The sequence below is a fragment of the Streptomyces sp. NPDC048461 genome (assembly GCF_055587105.1).
The window spans coordinates 188,877-207,177 of record NZ_JBVJGW010000006.1 but is presented as its reverse complement, the minus strand read 5'-3'; the positions used below and the strand labels follow the sequence as shown (position 1 = coordinate 207,177).

At 74.1% G+C, this 18,301-nt stretch carries 17 protein-coding genes; 6 read left to right on the top strand and 11 right to left on the bottom strand.

Features of this window, described 5'->3' with window-relative positions:
- Window positions 1-71 precede the first annotated feature (71 nt).
- The 3 genes from ACZ6S8_RS13350 (at window position 72) to ACZ6S8_RS13340 (ending at window position 3,017) form a co-directional block, all read left to right on the top strand.
- Window positions 72-1,079 (top strand): hypothetical protein, encoded by a 1,008-nt coding sequence (locus ACZ6S8_RS13350; protein WP_469455189.1) that lies wholly within the window; start codon window positions 72-74, stop codon window positions 1,077-1,079.
- Window positions 1,076-1,795 carry a hypothetical protein gene (locus ACZ6S8_RS13345; protein WP_469455187.1) on the top strand — a complete coding sequence of 240 codons (720 nt, stop codon included), beginning with the start codon at window positions 1,076-1,078 and terminating at the stop codon, window positions 1,793-1,795. The genes ACZ6S8_RS13350 and ACZ6S8_RS13345 overlap by 4 nt, the downstream gene beginning before the upstream one ends.
- Window positions 1,796-1,925: 130 nt before the next feature.
- Complete coding sequence (locus ACZ6S8_RS13340) at window positions 1,926-3,017, top strand: PP2C family protein-serine/threonine phosphatase (protein WP_469455185.1); 1,092 nt, start codon at window positions 1,926-1,928, stop codon at window positions 3,015-3,017.
- Between the two features lie 43 nt (window positions 3,018-3,060).
- Here the strand turns inward: ACZ6S8_RS13340 and ACZ6S8_RS13335 are convergent, their stop codons facing one another.
- Window positions 3,061-3,636 (bottom strand): histidine phosphatase family protein, encoded by a 576-nt coding sequence (locus tag ACZ6S8_RS13335; RefSeq protein WP_469455183.1) that lies wholly within the window; start codon window positions 3,634-3,636, stop codon window positions 3,061-3,063.
- A gap of 31 nt (window positions 3,637-3,667) precedes the next feature.
- A complete protein-coding gene (locus ACZ6S8_RS13330; RefSeq protein WP_469455181.1) occupies window positions 3,668-5,113 on the bottom strand; it encodes an aminotransferase-like domain-containing protein in 1,446 nt (481 codons plus the stop codon).
- Here ACZ6S8_RS13330 and ACZ6S8_RS13325 point away from each other — a divergent pair.
- The gene (locus tag ACZ6S8_RS13325; protein WP_469455180.1) at window positions 5,112-6,020 is read left to right on the top strand and encodes a DMT family transporter; all 909 of its coding nucleotides are present in this window, start codon (window positions 5,112-5,114) and stop codon (window positions 6,018-6,020) included. The genes ACZ6S8_RS13330 and ACZ6S8_RS13325 overlap by 2 nt on opposite strands.
- Before the next feature lie 73 nt (window positions 6,021-6,093).
- Entirely contained in the window at window positions 6,094-6,297 is a 204-nt protein-coding gene (locus ACZ6S8_RS13320) for a DUF1918 domain-containing protein (RefSeq protein ID WP_267722715.1), read from the top strand.
- Between the two features lie 73 nt (window positions 6,298-6,370).
- Here the strand turns inward: ACZ6S8_RS13320 and ACZ6S8_RS13315 are convergent, their stop codons facing one another.
- Window positions 6,371-7,687 carry a glycoside hydrolase family 10-like protein gene (locus tag ACZ6S8_RS13315; protein ID WP_469455177.1) on the bottom strand — a complete coding sequence of 439 codons (1,317 nt, stop codon included), beginning with the start codon at window positions 7,685-7,687 and terminating at the stop codon, window positions 6,371-6,373.
- Between the two features lie 154 nt (window positions 7,688-7,841).
- Here ACZ6S8_RS13315 and ACZ6S8_RS13310 point away from each other — a divergent pair, with 154 nt between their 5' ends.
- Window positions 7,842-8,744, top strand: coding sequence for a 3-hydroxybutyryl-CoA dehydrogenase (locus ACZ6S8_RS13310; RefSeq protein WP_469455175.1), 903 nt, complete (start codon window positions 7,842-7,844; stop codon window positions 8,742-8,744).
- Window positions 8,745-8,849: 105 nt separating this feature from the next.
- On the opposite strand, the gene ACZ6S8_RS13305 is transcribed toward ACZ6S8_RS13310, so the two are convergent.
- The 8 genes from ACZ6S8_RS13305 to rpmI form a co-directional block, all read right to left on the bottom strand.
- Window positions 8,850-9,380: an NUDIX domain-containing protein gene (locus ACZ6S8_RS13305; RefSeq protein WP_383925847.1), complete on the bottom strand. Its 531-nt coding sequence runs from the start codon at window positions 9,378-9,380 to the stop codon at window positions 8,850-8,852.
- A gap of 53 nt (window positions 9,381-9,433) precedes the next feature.
- Window positions 9,434-10,774, bottom strand: coding sequence for a transcriptional regulator (locus tag ACZ6S8_RS13300; protein WP_469455173.1), 1,341 nt, complete (start codon window positions 10,772-10,774; stop codon window positions 9,434-9,436).
- 701 nt (window positions 10,775-11,475) lie between these two features.
- Window positions 11,476-14,004, bottom strand: a complete 2,529-nt coding sequence (gene pheT / locus ACZ6S8_RS13295) for a phenylalanine--tRNA ligase subunit beta (protein ID WP_469455171.1) — start codon at window positions 14,002-14,004, stop codon at window positions 11,476-11,478.
- Entirely contained in the window at window positions 14,004-15,131 is a 1,128-nt protein-coding gene (pheS, locus tag ACZ6S8_RS13290) for a phenylalanine--tRNA ligase subunit alpha (protein WP_469455169.1), read from the bottom strand. Before pheS ends, pheT begins: the two co-directional genes overlap by 1 nt.
- A gap of 149 nt (window positions 15,132-15,280) precedes the next feature.
- Window positions 15,281-16,525: a sensor histidine kinase gene (locus ACZ6S8_RS13285; protein ID WP_469455167.1), complete on the bottom strand. Its 1,245-nt coding sequence runs from the start codon at window positions 16,523-16,525 to the stop codon at window positions 15,281-15,283.
- Window positions 16,526-16,581: 56 nt separating this feature from the next.
- A complete protein-coding gene (locus ACZ6S8_RS13280; protein ID WP_469455165.1) occupies window positions 16,582-17,442 on the bottom strand; it encodes a TrmH family RNA methyltransferase in 861 nt (286 codons plus the stop codon).
- 114 nt (window positions 17,443-17,556) lie between these two features.
- Window positions 17,557-17,943, bottom strand: coding sequence for a 50S ribosomal protein L20 (rplT, locus tag ACZ6S8_RS13275; protein WP_007263143.1), 387 nt, complete (start codon window positions 17,941-17,943; stop codon window positions 17,557-17,559).
- A gap of 101 nt (window positions 17,944-18,044) precedes the next feature.
- Window positions 18,045-18,239, bottom strand: a complete 195-nt coding sequence (gene rpmI, locus ACZ6S8_RS13270; RefSeq protein ID WP_030387121.1) for a 50S ribosomal protein L35 — start codon at window positions 18,237-18,239, stop codon at window positions 18,045-18,047.
- Window positions 18,240-18,301: the final 62 nt, after the last annotated feature.

Here is an 18,301-nt window from a genome sequence, read left to right as displayed (position 1 = left end):
CCGCAGTTTTATGCAAAGACACCACCCGCCCCGGATCTTGAGCCGTGCGACCTGGACGTTAGCCTCCTCGGATGCTTCCTGAGCCGCAGCCGAAGGTCTTCACGCGTCAGCGCGACGGGCGGATCCACGCCTACGTCGTGGACGCCGGCGTCTACGGGGCGCTGGAGCCCGCGGCGGTGTTCCGGCCGCGCGAGGGCGACGAGGTCGTGGCGTCGGTGGTCCGGCAGGATCTGGAGCGGGTCGTGTACACGACGCTGAATGGAGTCGTCTGCCTCACGCGTGCCGGCGCCCTCGTGTGGGCGTCGGACTTCGAGCCGCACTCTGTCGTACGCCATGGCCACCGGCCCGGCTGTGTGCTGTCTCTGGACGGCCGGACGGTGTGGGTCTACCGGCCGGACGCGATGGCGGAACGCGGAGACGGGGACCAGTGGGTCGTGCACGACGCCGACAGCGGTGCGGTTCTCGCCCGCCGGGAGCTGGAGACGGTCGGACACGCGGCCTTCCACCACGTGCATCCCGTGGACGGCAGCATCTACCTCGACGTCGGTGAGGGCCAGGACGGCTCCGTCATGCTCCGGGGTACGGGCGGGGCGGACGGCGAGCCCGAGTTCGTGACGTACCCGTGGACGGACCGCTGCCTGATCGGCCTGGCGCCGTCCGGGCGGCAGTTCATGACCGTGGACCACGGGCAGGCGGACGTCGCCTTCCACGGCCACCCCCACGGGGACGTGCTCTTCACCCTCCCCGTCGAAGCCTTCGGGTACGACCCGGAGGAGACCTTCGTGGAATGGAGCGGCGGCTACCTCACCGAGGACACGGCCATCGTGATCCTGGGCGGTGAGAGCGAGGACGAGGACGAGTGGTTCCGCTACCACCTGGTCGACGTACGCACGGGCACGCCCCGCGGCGAATTCACCGTGGAGGTGAGCAACCCCTACGAGCTGGTACCCCTGGGCGACGGTTCCTGGCTCACCGACGACCCCGGAGGCCACCCCGTCCGGTGGCCCCGCGCTCCGCAGCCGTCCGCACCACCGCGCCCGGCCGTGCCAGCCACTCCGTGCGAGAGGCAGGAGCGGTGACGGCGGACGCCCGAGTGTCACTGGTTCCTCAGGCGCCTGAAGGTCTGAGCCGGCGAGCTCGCCACTTCGTCGAGGGGCACGGGCTGCGTGTTCCCCGCCGCGACCTCACGCCTTGTCGGGAGGTATGGCTCACACACGGGATACCACCCGCGGAGATCGACCGGGCCGTGGCCTTCCAGGCGCGCTGGGGCGGCATCGCCCTGCCCCCTGCCCCCGCATACGAGGGCGGTCCGCGGGTGCTGGAAGCCGATGCGCCCGAAGGCTCGGCCGTGGACGGATGGCGGTTCTCGGCCGGCTGCTGTCGCGTCTCGATGGCCCACGGGTTCATGATCGGGCCGGGAGGCGAATTCGGGATCGACGCCGACCGCTGGACACCGCTGCACGCCAGCACGGAGGGGTGGGTGGAAGCCCTGGCGCTGGCCGACCACGCGGGCTACTGGGCCGAGATCGTCACGAAGATCAAGGGGGACGCCGTTGAGGAGCTGAATCTCGACGGATTCGAGCCGGTACCTGAGGTCCAGGGACTCGCTGACACCTGGTGGCGGGGCAAGGACTCCCTGATCGCAATCTACCGCGGCGAAGCCTCGGGCTTCGGCGCCCCCCACTGCCTCAGGGCCCACATCTACGGCGGGCTCGATGCGTGGGGCCTGGGCGGCAACGGACTCCCGAAGGCCGAGCCCGTCGGTCCCGGCGCCGAGCGTTCGAATGGGCCGTAGGGCCCCTGCGGCGTGACCTGCCCGTCGGTGAGGTGGTCGCACCGGGGCGCGTGGGCGTTCCCGGTCCGGCGGGGCGGGCCCGGCCTCCGTCAGAGCGCCGTGGCCGCATTGCGCGGATATCGTGGGACATGTGATCGAGTCTGGACGGCCGCGGCTCCGCAGACGCCCCGGCCCGGGAAGACTTGTGCGGCTGTCGCCGGTGATCCTGACCGTCGTCATCGCCAGCCTGGCCTACGCCACGCCTCCGGAAATGGCCTTCAGCCGCCTCCTGCCCGCGGCGCCTGCCCTCGCGGCGGCCATGTGGCCGGTGCTCCCCACCGTCCTGCTCGGAACCGTCTGCCTCCTCCTGATGATCGGCCTCGGCCTCGTCTTCCCCGACCTGGGGACGTGGTGGACCGCCGCCGGCATCATCGCGGTGACCGTGGCCGCCGCCTACGGCAGCCACGTCCGGCTCCAGCGGGAGCGCACCCTCTTTCAAGTGCGGCTCGTCGCCGACGCGGCGCAGCAGGTGGTGCTGAGCCCCATGCCGCGCCGCTTCGGCCGCATCGCGATCGAGTCGCTGTACCTGGCGGCCGCGGCGGAGGCCCGCATCGGCGGGGACTTCTACGAGGTGGTCGACACGCCGTTCGGGGTCAGACTGCTCATCGGCGACGTGCGGGGCAAGGGCCTTCCGGCGGTGGGGGCGGCCGCGGCCATCGTCAACGCCTTCCGGGAGGCGGCCTACGACGAGGGCGACATGGTCGACATCGCCCGCAGGCTCGACGCCAGCAGCATGCGGTACAACGCCGCCTTCCCACCCGAGGGGCCGATGGAGCGCTTCGCCACCGCCCTCCTCGTCGAGATCCCGCACGGGGGCGGGCGGATCGACGTCCTCAACTGCGGACACCCCCCGCCCCTGCTCGTGCACCGCGGGAAGGTCCGCGTCCTCGAATCGGTCACCCCCTCGCCGCTGCTGAGCCTCGCGGAGCTGATCGGCGAGCGGTACACCGTCGACACCTTCCCCTTCACCCCCGGCGACCTGCTGCTCCTCTACACCGACGGGATCGCCGAGGCCCGCGCCCGCGACGGAGAGTTCTTCCCGCTGGCGGCCTGGATGGGCCGCCAGCCCCCGACGCCGCCCCGCGAACTGCTCGCGGCGCTCCACCGCGACCTCCTGCGCTACAGCAGGGGTCGCCTCGACGACGACATCGCCGCCCTCGCCGTGCGCCTGCACGCGCCCTGAGGCGGACAGCGGCCGCCGGGCGGGTCAGGAGGCGCCGGGCGGGTCAGGAGGCGGTGGGCAGCGAGAGGTACCAGCGGCCCGGGCCGCCCGTGAGGGTGAGCGTGGACAGGGGGCTCACGTCGACGTTCCAGTAGGTCAGCGGGGGCGCCTTCAGTACGAAGACCAGGGCCGCCCGCACCACCGCGGGCTCCGTCACCGCCACGATCGCGCTCCCGTCGTCGGCGGGCCGGGTGTCCAGCCAGCCGCCGACGCGGGAGATGAAGGCGCGCAGCGACTCGCCGCCGTGCGGGGCGGCCTCGGGGTCGGTGAGCCACGCGTCGACGGCGTCGGGTTCGTGGGCGGCCGCCTCGGCCAGGGTCAGCCCCCGCCAGCGGCCCATGTCGCACGCGCGCAGCGCCGGCTGGGCGAGGGGCGCGTACCCGAGGGCCTCGCCCGTGGCCCGGCAGCGCGGTGTCGGGGAGCAGTAGCGCAGGTCGGCGGCGCCCAGCGGCACCAGACCCCGGGCGGCGGACTCCACCGCGAGCCGGCCGGCGACGTCCAGCGGACGGTCGTCGTCGAAGCGCTCGGCGAGCAGCGGGCAACCACGGGCTGCGGCGACGAGCGAAACCCGAACATGCATGCGGTGATGGTGGGGCGCCGCGCCCCCCGGGTCAAGCGTCCGGGGCGGCGGGTTCCGTGAGGGCGGCCCGCAGCCGTACGGCCGCCTCCACCAGATCGGCGGGACCCGCGACGGCCGCGAAGCTCATCCGCACGTAGGGCGCGGGCGGCTCCGCGCAGAAGTACGGGCGCCCGGGCGTGACCGCGACCCCGGCCCGCAGCGCCGCAGCGGTCACGGCGGTGTCGTCGCCGCCGACGGCGGGCCGCACCCACAGCTGGAAGCCCCCGGAGGGCGGATGGGGCACCTCCAGGCCGGGCAGCTCGCGCCGCAGGGCCCCGGTGAGCACGTCCCGGCGGTGGCGCAGCTCGGCGGCGACCGTCCGCAGGTGGCGCGGCCAGGCGGGTGCGCCGACCAGCTCCAGGGCCGCCTCCTGGAGGGGACGGGGCACGAAGAAGCTGTCCACGACCTGGATGGCGCGCAGCCGGTCCAGGACCGGGCCGCGGGCCGCCAGGGCGCCCACCCGCAGGCTGGGCGAGGTGGCCTTGGTCAGCGACCGCACGTGGACCACCACCCCGTCCGCGTCCTCGGCGGCGAGGGTGGCGGGCAGCGGGCCGGCGTCCTCGTGGGCCAGCGCCCGGGCGTAGTCGTCCTCGACCACGAAGGCCCCGGCGGCCCGCGCGATCCGCAGCACCTCGGCCCGCCGCGCCGGGGCCAGCACCGCGCCGGTCGGGTTCTGGAACAGCGGCTGGCACACGAACACCCGCGCCCCGGTGGCCTCGAAGGCCGCGGCGAGCAGGTCGGGCCGGACCCCCTCGGCGTCCACCGGTACGGGGACGGGCCGGCATCCCGAGGCGCGGGCGATGGCCAGCAGTCCCGGGTAGGTCGGCGACTCCACCAGGATCGGCGCCCCCGGCGGGGCGAGCGCCCGCAGCGCGGTCGCCAGCGCGTTCTGCCCGCCCGCGGTGACCAGGACGTCCGCGGCGCCGACCGCCCCGCCGATCTCCCGGGCGAACCAGTCCCGCAGCTCCGGCAGCCCCTCGACGGGCGGCCGCCCCCAGGCGCCGGGCCGCCGGCCGGCCCGGGCCAGGGCCGCCGCCATGGCCCGCTCGGGCTGGAGCGAGGAGTGGAGGTAGCCGCCGCTGAGCTCGATGACCCCCGGCGGCGGCGTGGCGAGCGAGGCCAGCACCCCGGCGGCGTCCACGGACCGCGGGACGACCTCGCCGGCCCCCTCCGCGCTGAGGGCGACCTCCTGCCAGGAGGTGTCCCCGGGCGCGGCGGCCTGCGCGCGCGGCCGGGCGCGGAAGACGCCGGCGCCCGGGCGGGTGACGACCAGCCCCTCTGCGGAGAGCTGGGCGAGGGCCCGGGAGACCGTCACGGGGCTGACCCGGTAGCGCTCGACGAGGGACCGGCTCGACGGGAGCTTTCCACCGATCGAGTAGCGGTCGAGCTCTTCCCGCAGGGACTCGGCCAGTTCCACCACACTGCTACGCTCGTACATGACAGCACAGAATAGCGCTATCCTCCCGCCCCCGATAGCGGTCGACGGGTCCATGAGCCGCCGGGGCACCCTCCTGGCCTCCCTGGGCGTCGTCGCCTTCTCGCTGACCTTCCCCGCCACCGCCTGGGGACTGGAGAGCTTCGGGCCCTGGTCCCTCGTCTCGCTGCGCAGCGTCCTCGCCGCGGTCCTCGCCGGCGGCTTCCTGCTGGCCCTGCGGGTCGCGCCGCCCGCCCGGAGGCACTGGGGCGGGCTGGCGGTCGTCGCCGCCGGAGTGGTCGTGGGCTTCCCGCTGCTCACCACCCTCGCGCTGCAGACGTCGACCACCTCGCACGCGGCCGTGGTCGTCGGCCTGCTGCCGCTGACCACGGCCGCCTTCTCGGCGCTGCGCACCGGGGCCCGCCCTCCGCGCCGGTTCTGGGTGGCCGCCGTGGCCGGGGCCGCGGTCGTCCTCGCCTTCACCGTGGCGCAGAGCGGCGGCTCGCTCTCGGCCGGCGACGGCTACCTGTTCGGCGCGCTGCTGGTGTGCGCCGCCGGGTACACCGAGGGCGGGCGCCTGGCCCGGGAGCTGCCCGGCTGGCAGGTGGTCGGCTGGGCGCTGGTGCTGTGCCTGCCGCTCAGCCTGGCCGGCTCCGCGCTGGGGCTCGCGTACGAGCCGGTGCAGCTCACCGGGCACGGCCTGGCCGGGCTGGTCTGGGCGGCGGCCGGCTCCACCTTCCTCGGGCTGTACGTCTGGTACCGCGGCATGGCCGAGATCGGCGCGCCGCGGGCCAGTCAGCTCCAGCTCGCCCAGCCGCTGCTGACGCTGGTGTGGTCGGTGGCGCTGCTGGGCGAGCACCTCTCGCCCGCCGCGCCCGCGGCCGCCTGCGCGGTGCTCGTCTGCATCGCGGTCACCCAGCGGACCAGGTGACGAGCGGGTCAAACCGCAACAGGACGACCTAAACTGCTTACACCGGATCGGACCGCCACCGAGGAGGTCGGACATGCACGCGACCGAGGGCGACCAGCTGGTGCAGCACGGCAGGATCGTAGGTCAGAACGACAAGGTCGGCGAGATCACCCAGGTCCTGGGGGACAACGGGACTCCCCCCTACCGGGTGCGCTTCCAGGACGGACACGAGGCGCTCATGGCCCCCGGGCCGGACTGCGTGGTCCGCCACCCCCACCCCGAGGCGGACGGACTCTGACGCCCCGGACGCCACCCCGCCCGGCGGACCGCCCTGCGCCGGCCCGCCGGGCATCCGACCGCCCGGCACCGGTTCAGCGCGGGCGGACCACCGAGCCGTAGTGGTCGGCGACGACCCGGGCCATCGCCCCGTTGGGGTCCGCGGCCACCTGCGTCGCCGAGAACCAGAGGTGCCCGCGGACCTCCGGGTACTGCCGCGCGAAGCGCACGTGCCGGGACGGCTCCGCCGGATCGCGCCAGGCGGCGGTGGGGCTGTTCGCGTCGCTCCGGTAGAGCGCCTCCCCGATGTAGAGGTCCACTCCCGTGCCCGCGACCGTCCGCGCCCACCACGGGACGACGTCGGCGTAGTCGGCGGTCGGGTGGCCGATGTGCCAGTAGACCTGCGGGGCCACGTAGTCGATCCAGCCCTCGGTGACCCACTTGCGGGTGTCCGCGTACAGGTCGTCGTACGTGCCGAGGCCCGCCTGCGTCGGCGAACCGAGCGGGTCCCGGTCGGCGTTGCGCCAGATCGCGAACGGGCTGATGCCGAAGCGCGCCGCGGGCCGGAGCGTCCGCAGCCGCCCGGACATCTCGCGGACCAGCGTGTCGGTGTTGTGGCGGCGCCAGTCCGCGCGGGAGTCGAACGAGGAGCCGTAGCGCGCGTAAGCCTCGTCGTCGTCGAAGGACAGGCCGTCCACCGGGTACGGGTAGAAGTAGTCGTCCCAGTGCACCCCGTCGACGGGGTAGCGGGCGACGGCGTCGAGCATCGCGTCCTGGACGAAGCGCCGGACCTCCGGCAGGCCCGGGTTGTAGTAGAGCTTCCCGCCGTACGGGACCGTCCAGCCGGGGTTGCGCCGGGCCGGGTGGGAGGGCACGAGCCGGCCCGGGTCGGTGTGGTTGGCCACCCGGTACGGGTTGAACCAGGCGTGCAGCTCCAGCCCGCGGGCGTGCGCCTCGGCGACGGCGGTGCCGAGCGGGTCCCAGCCGGGGTCGCCCCCCTGCTCGCCGGTCAGCCACTGCGACCAGGGCTCCAGCCGGGAGGGCCACAGCGCGTCGGCCGCCGGGCGGACCTGGAGGACGACCGCGTTCAGGCGCCGCTCGACGGCGGTGTCGAGGAGGTACAGCAGTTCCTCGCGCTGCTCCGCCGCGGACAGCCCGGACGCGGAGGGCCAGTCCACGTTCTGTACGGACGCGATCCACATCGCGCGGAACTCGGGGGCGTCCGCCCGGCCGCCCGGCCGGGACCGGGCCGCCCGCACCGCGGTCCCCGCCGCGCCCGCTCCCGTCGCGCCGCCCGCCCCCGCGCCCGTCACCGCTGCCGCTGCCGCCGGGCCCGCCGCGGCGCCGGTCGCGGCCCCCGCCAGCGCCCCCGCCGCTCCCGCCAGCAGGCCCCGCCGTCCGATGTACGCCATGTGACGACTCCGTTCCTTTGCGTGACATCCCTCTGCCTGCGCCCAGCATGCCCGCCCCGGCCCGCCACCGGGGTCAAGGTCGGGGGTAACGTCGGGGGGCGTGGCGGGCGCCGGAATGCAGTTACCACTGCCGAACACGGGGGACCCGCGATGGATGAGCAGCGAAAGGCACGATGTGACGGACCTCTCTACCCTCCCGACCGACATCGCTCGCGTCGGCGTAGTGGGCTGCGGCCAGATGGGCGCGGGCATCGCTGAGGTGTGCGCCCGCAGCGGCCTTGAGGTGATGGTCGCCGAGACCACCGGCGAGGCCCTGGAGATCGGGCGCACCCGGCTGCACAACTCCCTGATCAAGGCCGCCGAACGCGGCAAGATCAGCGAGGAGGAGCGGGACGCCACCCTGGCCCGCCTCACCTTCACCACCGACCTCGGCGAGTTCGCCGACCGCGACCTCGTGATCGAGGCCGTCGTCGAGAACGAGCAGGTCAAGACGGAGATCTTCCAGGTGCTCGACCAGGTGGTCACCCGCCCGGACGCGATCCTGGCCTCGAACACCTCCTCGATCCCGCTGGTCAAGCTCGCCGTCGCCACCTCGCGGCCCGACCAGGTCATCGGCATCCACTTCTTCAACCCGGCCCCGGTGCAGCAGCTCGTCGAGCTGATCCCGGCGCTGACCACGGGCGAGGAGACGGTCAAGCGCGCCGAGGCCCTGGTGCGGGACGTGCTGGGCAAGCACGCGATCCGCGCCCAGGACCGCTCGGGCTTCGTGGTCAACGCGCTGCTCATCCCGTACCTGCTGTCCGCCATCCGGATGTTCGAGTCGGGCATCGCGAGCCGCGAGGACATCGACAACGGCATGGAGCTGGGCTGCGCCCACCCGATGGGCCCGCTGAAGCTGGCGGACCTGATCGGTCTGGACACGGTGGCCTCGGTGGCGGACTCGATGTACTCGGAGTTCAAGGAGCCCCTGTACGCCGCTCCCCCGCTGCTCCAGCGGATGGTCGACGCGGGCCGCCTCGGCCGCAAGACGGGCTCGGGCTTCTACCCGTACGCGTAGGCCCCCTCCCGGGCGGCTCCCCTCCCGGGCGGTGCCGCTCGCGGGGCGGCGCCCCTCCCCGGACCGGGCCGGCACCGGTCCGGGGCACGATCCGTACGGGACGCCCTAGCCGAGCCGCAGGTGGTGCAGCAGGAGCAGCCCGGCCGCCATGTTCGCGGCCGGGACCTCCCCGCGCGCGATCATCTCCGGTACGAGCTTCAGCGGGACCCACTCCCGGCGCGAGGACTCGAAGTCGTCCTCGGGATGGCCGGTGTAGGTGGCCCCGTCCGCCCAGTAGAGGTGGTGGCGGGCGTCCGTCAGCCCGTTGGACGGCTCCACGGTCATCAGGTGGCGGAGCGGGCCGGGCCGCCAGCCCGACTCCTCCTCCATCTCCCGCGCGGCCGCGGCCTCCACGGACTCGCCGTCCTCGACGACGCCCGCGGGCAGCTCCCAGCCCCAGCTGTCGGTGATGAAGCGGTGCCGCCAGAGCAGCAGCACCTCGTCGGCCGCGTTGACGGCCGTGGCCACGGCCACCGGGCGCAGCCGGATCACGAAGTGGTCCAGGTGCCGGCCGTCGGGGAGCTCCACGTCCGCGAGGTTCACGTCGAACCAGCGGTTCCTGTACACGGTCTGCTCGTTCAGGTTCATCCACTGCACGGTCTTGCCACCTTCCGATCGGGTTGGTGGCAACATGGCAGCAGAACCGGCTCTCAGAGGGGGACGCGCAGCGCCCCGTCGATGAGCAGGGCGGTGTCCTGCGCACCCGAACATCCGCTGCTCAGCAGCTGTTCGCGGACGATGCGCAAGCGGTCGCGCAGACGCAGCGACTCCATCCCCTTGGCGCGCTCGGCCATCTCGGCCGCGGCCGCCACGGCCCGGTCCGCCTCCCCCTGCCGCAGCTGGATCTCGCACAGCATCGCGAGCCGGTGCACCCGGCCGCGGTCGTGGGCCGGGGTTCCCACGGCGGCCGTCGCCTGCTCGTGCGCGCCCGCGAGGTCGCCCAGGCTGAGCAGCGCCTCGGCGACCTGGACGTTGACCAGTCCGGGCTGCACGTAGCCGGTCTCGTCCGGCTCGGTGCCCGGCCGGATCCGGTCGGCGGCCGACTCGGCCAGCCGGATGCACTCCAACGCGGCGCGGTCGTCTCCGAGTTGGGCGTAGGCCTTGGCCTGCATGGCGTACAGGTCGGCGGCGAGCGCCGGGGTGGTGTGGCGGCCCGCGGAGCGCAGCGCCGCCTCCGCGAAGGCGACGGCCTGGCGGTATTCCCGCAGGTGCAGGGACTGGTTGACGATCAGCGCGACGACGTACGCCCCGAGCCCCCGGTCCCCGCTGGCCTTGGCCAGGCGCAGGGCCTGGTGGAAGTAGCGCTGGGCCAGGCCGTGGGCGTCCGAGTCGTACGCGCAGATGCCGGCCACCGCCACGAGGGAGCCGGTGGCGCGGTGCAGGCGGCGGCCGACCTCGTCGGAGTAGCTCCCGCGCAGCATGGGCGCGGTCTCGGTGCCGAGGAAGCGGACGACGCGGTCCCGGGTCGCCACCCCGCCGGCCCGGCGGTACATGAGCTCGTAGTGCGCGCGGGCCGCCTTGAGGACCTCGATGTGCTCGGGCCCGATCCGGTGCGGGCCCTCGCGGGACACATCGGCGTCCTCGGGCGGGTTCTCCCACTCCCAGACCGGGATGACGGCGGGCGTCCCGGTGACGGCACCGGCGGCGAGCGCCCGCGACCTGCCCTGCCCGTCCGAACGCCACAGCGCCGCGGCCCGGTCGACGAACCCGCTCAGCGGGGAGCCGTGGGCGGACGCGGGCCGGTCCGGGAGGCCCAGCCCGATGTCGTCCAGCCCGACGGGGCGGCGCAGCCGGCCGCCGAGCACCTCGCAGATCAGGTCGGGGACCTGGCCGCGCGGGCGCTGGCCCTTCAACCACCGGGCGACGGCGGTGTGTTCGTAGCGCAGGGCCAGTCCGCGGGTACTGCCCGCCTGGTTCACGTACGCGGCGAGTCCGGCGTGGGACATGCCCGCCTCGGCCAGGAGGGCGTCGAGCAGGACATTGGGCTGCATGGGCCGCTCCAAGGGCTCTTCGGTCACAGGCTAGTGGGTGCGCGCTTCACACGGGGTGTGAACCGTGTACGCGCATAAATGCGATGCGCACCCTGCCGCGGGAGCCCCCGCGCGCGCTTCACTTAAGGGCCTCGCCAAGAGGTAGCCCGGGTCGTCGGCTCCCCCTCGTACAGTGCGACGACCCGTCACCGCGCCGCCCGCCCTGCTGTCTGCCCGACACTCCATGGCAGGCGGGCGGCGCGTTCCGGCTCCGCCGGCGCCCGGTTGGTCGCCGGGCCCCGGCGAGCCGGCCGGGGGGGGGGCCGCGGGGGCCCCCCCCCCCCCCCCCCCGGGGGGCGCGCCCCCCCCCCCGGCGGGCGCGCGCGCGGGGGGGGCCCCCCCGGCCGTTGTTGGGGCCACACACCCCGGGGCGGGGGGGGGCCGGGTTCCGGCCCCCCCGGCGCCCGGTTGGTCGCGGGCCCCCGGCGCGCCGCCCGGCCGCGCACCGGGTCCATCCACCGGCCCCGGCGCGCGGTTCGGCTCCCGCCCGGGCCGTCCGGGCCGGCCGTCGCGGGGCACCGGCAGGGCGGTTCGTCGGCGGGCCGCCCTTCCGGTGCGCCGCGGCGCTCACGCCCCCGGCTCCTGCCGCCGGCCCGGTCACGCGCGAGGGGCGCGCCCGGTGGATCCGGACGCGCCCCTCGTCATGCCGTGCGGGTGGGCGGCTACGCGCCCCGGAGCACCGCCCCGGTCAGCTCGCCGGCCAGTGCCACCGCCGCGTCGCGCGCGGCCGTGGACTCCTCCGCCGTCAGCGTGCGGTCGGCCGCGCGGAAGCGCAGCGCGTACGCCAGGGACTTCTTGCCCCCGCCGACCTGCTCACCGGTGAACACGTCGAACAGCCGCAGGGACTCCAGCAGTTCGCCGGCTCCCCGGCGCAGCGCGTCCTCCACGGCCGTGGCCGGGACGGACGCGTCGACGATCAGCGCGACGTCCTGGGTCGCCACCGGGAAGGTGGAGATCCGGGGCGCGTGCAGGGAATCGGCGCCGGCCGCCCCGAGGCGGTCCAGGTCCAGTTCCATCGCACTGGTGCGGGCGGGCAGGCCGAGCGCCTTCACCACGCGCGGGTGCAGCTCGCCGGCGTGGCCGATCACCTGCTCGACGCCGTCGACGGTGACGACCAGCTCGGCGCAGCGGCCCGGGTGCCAGGGACCGTACTGGCCCTGGCGGACCACCAGTTCGGCGCCGGCCTCGACGGCCAGCGCGCGGGCGGCCTGGACCGCGTCCGCCCAGTCGGCCGGGCGGCCCCTGCCCCACCAGCCGGCCTGCTCGCGCGCACCGGCCAGCACGACCGCGGCGTGCCGCGGCTGCGCGGGCAGGGCCGCGTCCAGGGTCGCGATCTCCTCGTCCGTGGGACGCCGGTCGACGGGCAGCCGTACGGCGACACCCGCCCGCTCGGCGGCCAGGAAGACCGAACCGGTCTCGAAGAGCGCGAGGTCGTGGCTGCCCCGGCTGTCGTTGCGGCGCAGCGCGCCGAGCAGACCCGGCAGCAGCGTGGTGCGCAGCGCCGGCTCCTCGTCGGAGATCGGGTTGACCAGCTTGACGACCCGGCGGGCGGGGTCGTCCGCGGACAGCTGGAGCTGGTCGAAGACCTGCTCCCCCACGAACGGGTAGTTCAGCGCCTCCACGTAGCCGGCGCCGGCCAGCGCGCGGCCGACCCGGCGGTGCAGCTGCTGGCGGGCCGTGAGGCCGCGCCCGGAGGGCACCTGCGGAAGGGTGGACGGGAGGTTCCCGTAGCCCTCCAGCCGGATGACCTCTTCGGCGAGGTCGTTGGGCTCGGCGAGGTCGGGCCGCCACGACGGGACGGTGACGACGAGCTCGTCCTGGCCGTAGACGTCGCAGCCGACCTCCTGGAGGCGGCGCACGACGGTCTCGCGGCCGTAGTCCATGCCCGCGACCCGGTCCGGGTGGTCCGCGCTCATCGCGATGGAGCGCGGGGCGCCCGGGGCGAGGAACTCGGTGACGCCGGCCTCGGCGGTACCGCCCGCGAGCAGCACGAGCAGGTCGACGGTCCGCTGCGCGGCCGCGGCGGCGGCCTGCGGGTCGACGCCCCGCTCGAAGCGCTTGGAGGCCTCCGAGGAGAGCTTCAGCCGGCGGGCGGTGCGCGAGATCGACACGGAGTCGAAGTGCGCGGCCTCGATGACGACGTCCGTCGTCCCGGTGACCTGTCCGGTCGCGGGGTCGGTGGTGGAGTCGGCGATCTCGGTGTCGGCGCCGCCCATGACGCCGGCGAGGCCGATCGGCCCGCGGTCGTCCGTGATCACCAGGTCCTCGGCGTCGAGCGTGCGCTTGACCCCGTCGAGGGTGGTGAACTTCTCGCCCTGCTCCGCGCGGCGGACGCCGATCGCGCCGTCGATCCGCGAGCGGTCGTAGGCGTGCAGCGGCTGGCCGAGCTCCAGCATCACGTAGTTGGTGATGTCGACGGCGAGCGAGATCGGGCGCATGCCCGCCTTCTGCAGGCGGCGGGTCAGCCAGATCGGGGAGCGCGCCTCGGGGTCGAGGCCGGTGACCGTACGGGCGGTGAAGCGGTCGCAGCCGGCCGGGTCGTCGACCTTGACCGGGTAGCCGTACGCGTTCGGCGCGGGGACGTCGAGCAGCGCCGGGTCGCGCAGCGGCAGTCCGTACGCGGTCGCCGCCTCGCGGGCGATGCCGCGCAGGGACATGCAGTAGCCGCGGTCCGGGGTGATGTCGATGTCGAGGACCTCGTCGACGAGCTCCAGGAGCTCGATCGCGTCGGTGCCGACCTCGTACTCGGGCGGCAGCACGATGATGCCGTGCGTGCCGTCGTCACCCATGCCCAGCTCGTCGCCGGAGCAGATCATGCCGTGCGAGGTGCGGCCGTAGGTCTTGCGCGAGGCGATCGCGAAGTCCCCGGGCAGCACCGCGCCCGGCAGGACCACGACGACCTTGTCGCCGACGGCGAAGTTCCGGGCGCCGCAGACGATCTCCTGCGGCTCGCCGGTGCCGTTGGCGGTGCCGACGTCGACCGTGCAGAAGCGGATCGGCTTGCGGAAGCCCTCGAGCTCCTCGATGGTCAGCACGCGGCCGACGACGAGCGGGCCCTTCAGCCCACCGCCGAGCTGCTCGACGGTCTCGACCTCGAGGCCGGCGTCGACCAGCTTGGCGGCCACGTCGCGGCCGGTCTCACCCGCGGGGAGGTCGACGTACTCCCGCAGCCAGGAAAGCGGGACGCGCATCAGATCTCACTCCCGAACGGCCGGGTGAAGCGAACGTCACCCTCGACCATGTCTCGCATGTCTTCTACGTTGTGACGGAACATCAGCATCCGCTCGATGCCGAACCCGAAGGCGAACCCGCTGTACTTCTCCGGGTCCACGCCGCAGGCGGTGAGCACCTTGGGGTTGACCATGCCGCAGCCGCCGAGCTCGATCCAGCCCTCGCTGGAGCAGGTGCGGCACGGGCGGTCGGGGTTGCCCACCGACGCGCCGCGGCACACGTAGCACTGCATGTCCATCTCGGCGGACGGCTCGGTGAAGGGGAAGAAGTGCGGGCGCAGGCGCGTGGTCGTGCCCTCGCCGAACAGCTCCTGGACCATGTGGTCCATGGTGCCCTTGAGGTCGGCCATGGTCAGGCCCTCGTCCACGGCGAGCAGCTCGACCTGGTGGAAGACCGGGGTGTGCGTCGCGTCGAGCTCGTCGGTGCGGTACACCCGCCCCGGACACACGATGTAGACGGGGGGCTTGCGCTCCAGCAGCGAGCGCGCCTGCACCGGGGAGGTGTGGGTGCGCAGCACGACGCCGGACTCGTCGCCCCCGGTGCCCTCGGGCCCCTGGACGAAGAAGGTGTCCTGCATCTGGCGCGCGGGGTGGTCGGGCGTGAAGTTGAGGGCGTCGAAGTTGAACCACTCCGCCTCGACCTCGGGTCCTTCCGCGACCTCGTACCCCATGGCCGTGAAGATGTCCGCGATGCGGTCCATCAGCGTGGTCAGGGGGTGCCGGGCGCCGGAGGGCACGCGGTCGTAGGGCAGCGTGACGTCCACCGCCTCCTCGACGAGCACCCGCTCGTCGCGCTCCGCCTCCAGCTCGACCGTGCGGGACCCGAAGGCCTTGTTCACGGCGCCGCGGGCCTGGCCCACGCGCTTGCCCGCCTCGGCCTTGGCCTGGGGTGGCAGGGCGCCGATCTCGCGGTTGGCGAGCGCCAGGGGCGAGCGGTCGCCCATGTGCGCGGTCTTCGCCTCACGCAGCGCGTCGAGGTCGCCGGCGGAAGCGAAGGCGGCGAGCGCCTCGTCCCGCATGCGCTCGATCTCTTCCGGTTTCAGTGCCTCGACCTCGACAGGGTCGTACGACTTGTTCGGTGCCGACATCTCTTCCCGTACTTCCGATGGCTGGCTGGTGGTCCCCGACGACTTGATCGACCTGATCGACACAAGGACACAAAGGTGCCAAAGGTCGAGTCTAAAGGTCGCCGGGGGTGAAGGAGCCCGTGGGCCGCCTGGCGAGACGCTCCGCAGTGCTACTGCGTGAGGTAGGCCGGGGCGCTCACGGGCAGAATAAATCGGAACTCGGCTCCGCCGCCGGGCCCGCGGCCGACCGTGATGGTGCCGCCGTGGGCCTCCACGATGCCCTTGACGATGTACAGGCCCAGGCCGGTGCCACCGCGCTTGCTCCCCCGCCAGAAGCGGGTGAAGACGCGGCCCATCGACTCCTCCGGGATCCCGGGGCCCTCGTCGGTCACGGTGACGGCTGTTCCCTTCTCGTGCGGCGCTACGTCGATGGTGACCGTTCCCTCACCGTGCCGCACCGCATTTTCCAGGAGGTTGCCGAGGATCTGGTCGATCTTGTCCGGGTCGGCCCACAGATCGGGGAGCGGACGGCAGACGCTGACGAGGAACCGCTCGGGCGCCTGCCCGTTCGCGGTCAGCGCCTGGACGTGGCGGGCCACGGCGGTGCCGATGTCGACCGGCTGGCGGCGCACCTCCAGGCGGCCGGAGTCGATGCGGGAGATGTCGAGGAGTTCGGCGATGAGCCGCGTGACGCGGTTGGCGTCGGCGTCGACGGTCTCCAGCATCAGCCGCTTCTGGTCGTCGGTGAACCGCTCCCACTTGGCGAGGAGGGTCGCCGTGAAGCCCTTGACGGAGGTCAGCGGGGAGCGCAGTTCGTGCGCGACGGTGGCGATCAGCTCCGCGTGGCTGCGCTCGGTGCGGCGGCGGGCCTCGGTGCCGCGCAGGGTGACGACGAGGCGGCGCAGCGGGCCGGTGGGGTGCGTGCGCACGTAGCGGGCGGAGACGAGCACCTCGCGGCCGCCGGGCAGCAGCAGGTTGCGCTCGGGCTGGCCGCGCCGGGTGGCCAGGCCTCCGTACGGGTCGGTCAGCGCCCACCAGCGGCGGCCTTCGAGGTCCTCCAGCGGCAGGGCGCTGTCGATGCGGGTGCCGAGGGCCCGCGCGGGGTCGGTGGCGGTCATCCGGGCCGCGGCCAGGTTGAAGCAGATGACCCGCCCGGAGGCGTCGGCGACGACGAGCCCGTCGGGCAGGTCGTCGGGGTCGATGCCGCCGCCCAGCCGCTCGCCGGCGGCGTCGCCGGGCCCCGGACCGACGGGGATCCCCGGGCCGGGGGCCCCGGACTCGGCTCCGGGGGCGGGACGGGCGGGGCCCGACTGGGGCGGGACTCCGGCCAGCGCGGCACGGACGTCCGGGAGACGCTCGGCGGCGGGGCCGGAGGCCCTGCCGGCCTGCGGCGAGCTGTTCGTACCGACGGTCATGTCCCCGTACCCCACATCTCCGAGTAGCGCAGTGGGCCCCCCGGGCCGCCACATTACTAGCTGGGGGTCACGGAGCGGCACCCTCCGGGCGCCCGCTGTGCACGCGCGGAGGCGTAGAGGCACACGGCGGCGGCCGTCGCGAGGTTCAGGCTCTCCGCCCTGCCGTGGATCGGGACCCGCACCACGGCGTCCGCCAGCGCCCGGGTCTCCTCCGGCAGGCCCCAGGCCTCGTTGCCGAAGACCCAGGCCGAGGGGGTGCCCATGGTGCCCGCGTCGAGCTCGGCGTCGAGGTCGTCCTCGCCGGCCCCGTCGGCCGCGAGGATCCGTACGCCGGCCGCCCGGAGCCCTGCGACGGCCTGCTCGACCGGGACGCCGACGGCCACCGGCAGGTGGAAGAGGGAACCGACGGAGGCGCGTACGGACTTGGGGTTGTACAGGTCGACCGAGGCGTCGGTCAGCACCACCGCGTCCGCGCCGGCGGCGTCCGCGCAGCGCAGGACGGTACCGGCGTTGCCGGGGTCGCGGACGTGCGCGAGGACCGCGACGAGCTTGGGCCGGGCCGCCAGGATCTCCTCGAAGGGGGAGTCCAGGAAGTGGCAGACCCCGACGAGGCCCTGCGGCGTGACGGTCTGGGAGACCTCGGCGAGGACCTCGTCGCCCGCGTAGTGCACCCGGGCACCGGCGGCCAGTGCGGCGTCGATGATGTCCGCGTAGCGCTCGGCGGCCTCGACGGTCGCGAAGAGCTCGATCAGGGTGGTCCCACCGGTGGCCCCGCGGTGCTCGACAGCCTCGCGGACGGCCTGCGGCCCCTCGGCGATGAACCGGCGCTCCTTGGTGCGGAAGTTGCGCCGCGCCAGTCGCCTGGCGGCGGCCACCCGCGGGGATCGGGGGGAGATCAGCTCGGCGGGGGTGCCCATGGTGTCTGCGGTTCTCTCTCGGGTCCTGGTGCGGAGGGGAAAGCACACGGACCCGCAGGCGAATGCCTGCGGGTCCGTGGGGGCCGGCCCCGTGACTGCCGGGCCGGCTGGCCCTTAGGCGGCGGCCTTGGGGGCGTTCACGTCGGCCGGAAGCGCCTTCTGCGCGACCTCGACGAGCGCGGCGAACGCGTTGGCGTCGTTGACGGCCAGCTCCGCGAGGATCTTGCGGTCCACCTCGATGTTGGCGGCCTTCAGACCCTGGATGAGGCGGTTGTACGTCATGCCGTTCTGGCGGGCAGCGGCGTTGATGCGCTGGATCCACAGCTGACGGAAGTCGCCCTTGCGCTTCTTGCGGTCGTTGAAGTTGTAGACCAGCGAGTGGGTGACCTGCTCCTTGGCCTTGCGGTACAGGCGCGAACGCTGACCGCGGTAGCCGGAGGCCGCCTCGAGGATCGCCCGGCGCTTCTTGTGGGCGTTTACTGCCCGCTTGACGCGTGCCACTTTTTAACTCCTTGTAGCGGGGCCGTGGTTGTCTTCACACGACCCGAATTCGATGGGGTCCCGGTCTTGACGTCCCGCTCCCGGAAGGGGAGCGGAGAGCGTCACTTGCCGAGAAGCTTCTTGATCTTCGCGGCGTCGCCGGGGGCCATCTCCGCGGTGCCGGTCAGGCGGCGGGTGACACGGGACGACTTGTGCTCGAGCAGGTGGCGCTTGCCGGCGCGCTCACGGAGCACCTTGCCGGAGCCGGTGATCTTGAAGCGCTTCTTGGAACCGCTGTGCGTCTTGTTCTTCGGCATAGCGCCGTTATCTCCTCGTCGGTGGCGCTCCCACCGGTCCGCTGGGGACCGGCTCCGGGAGC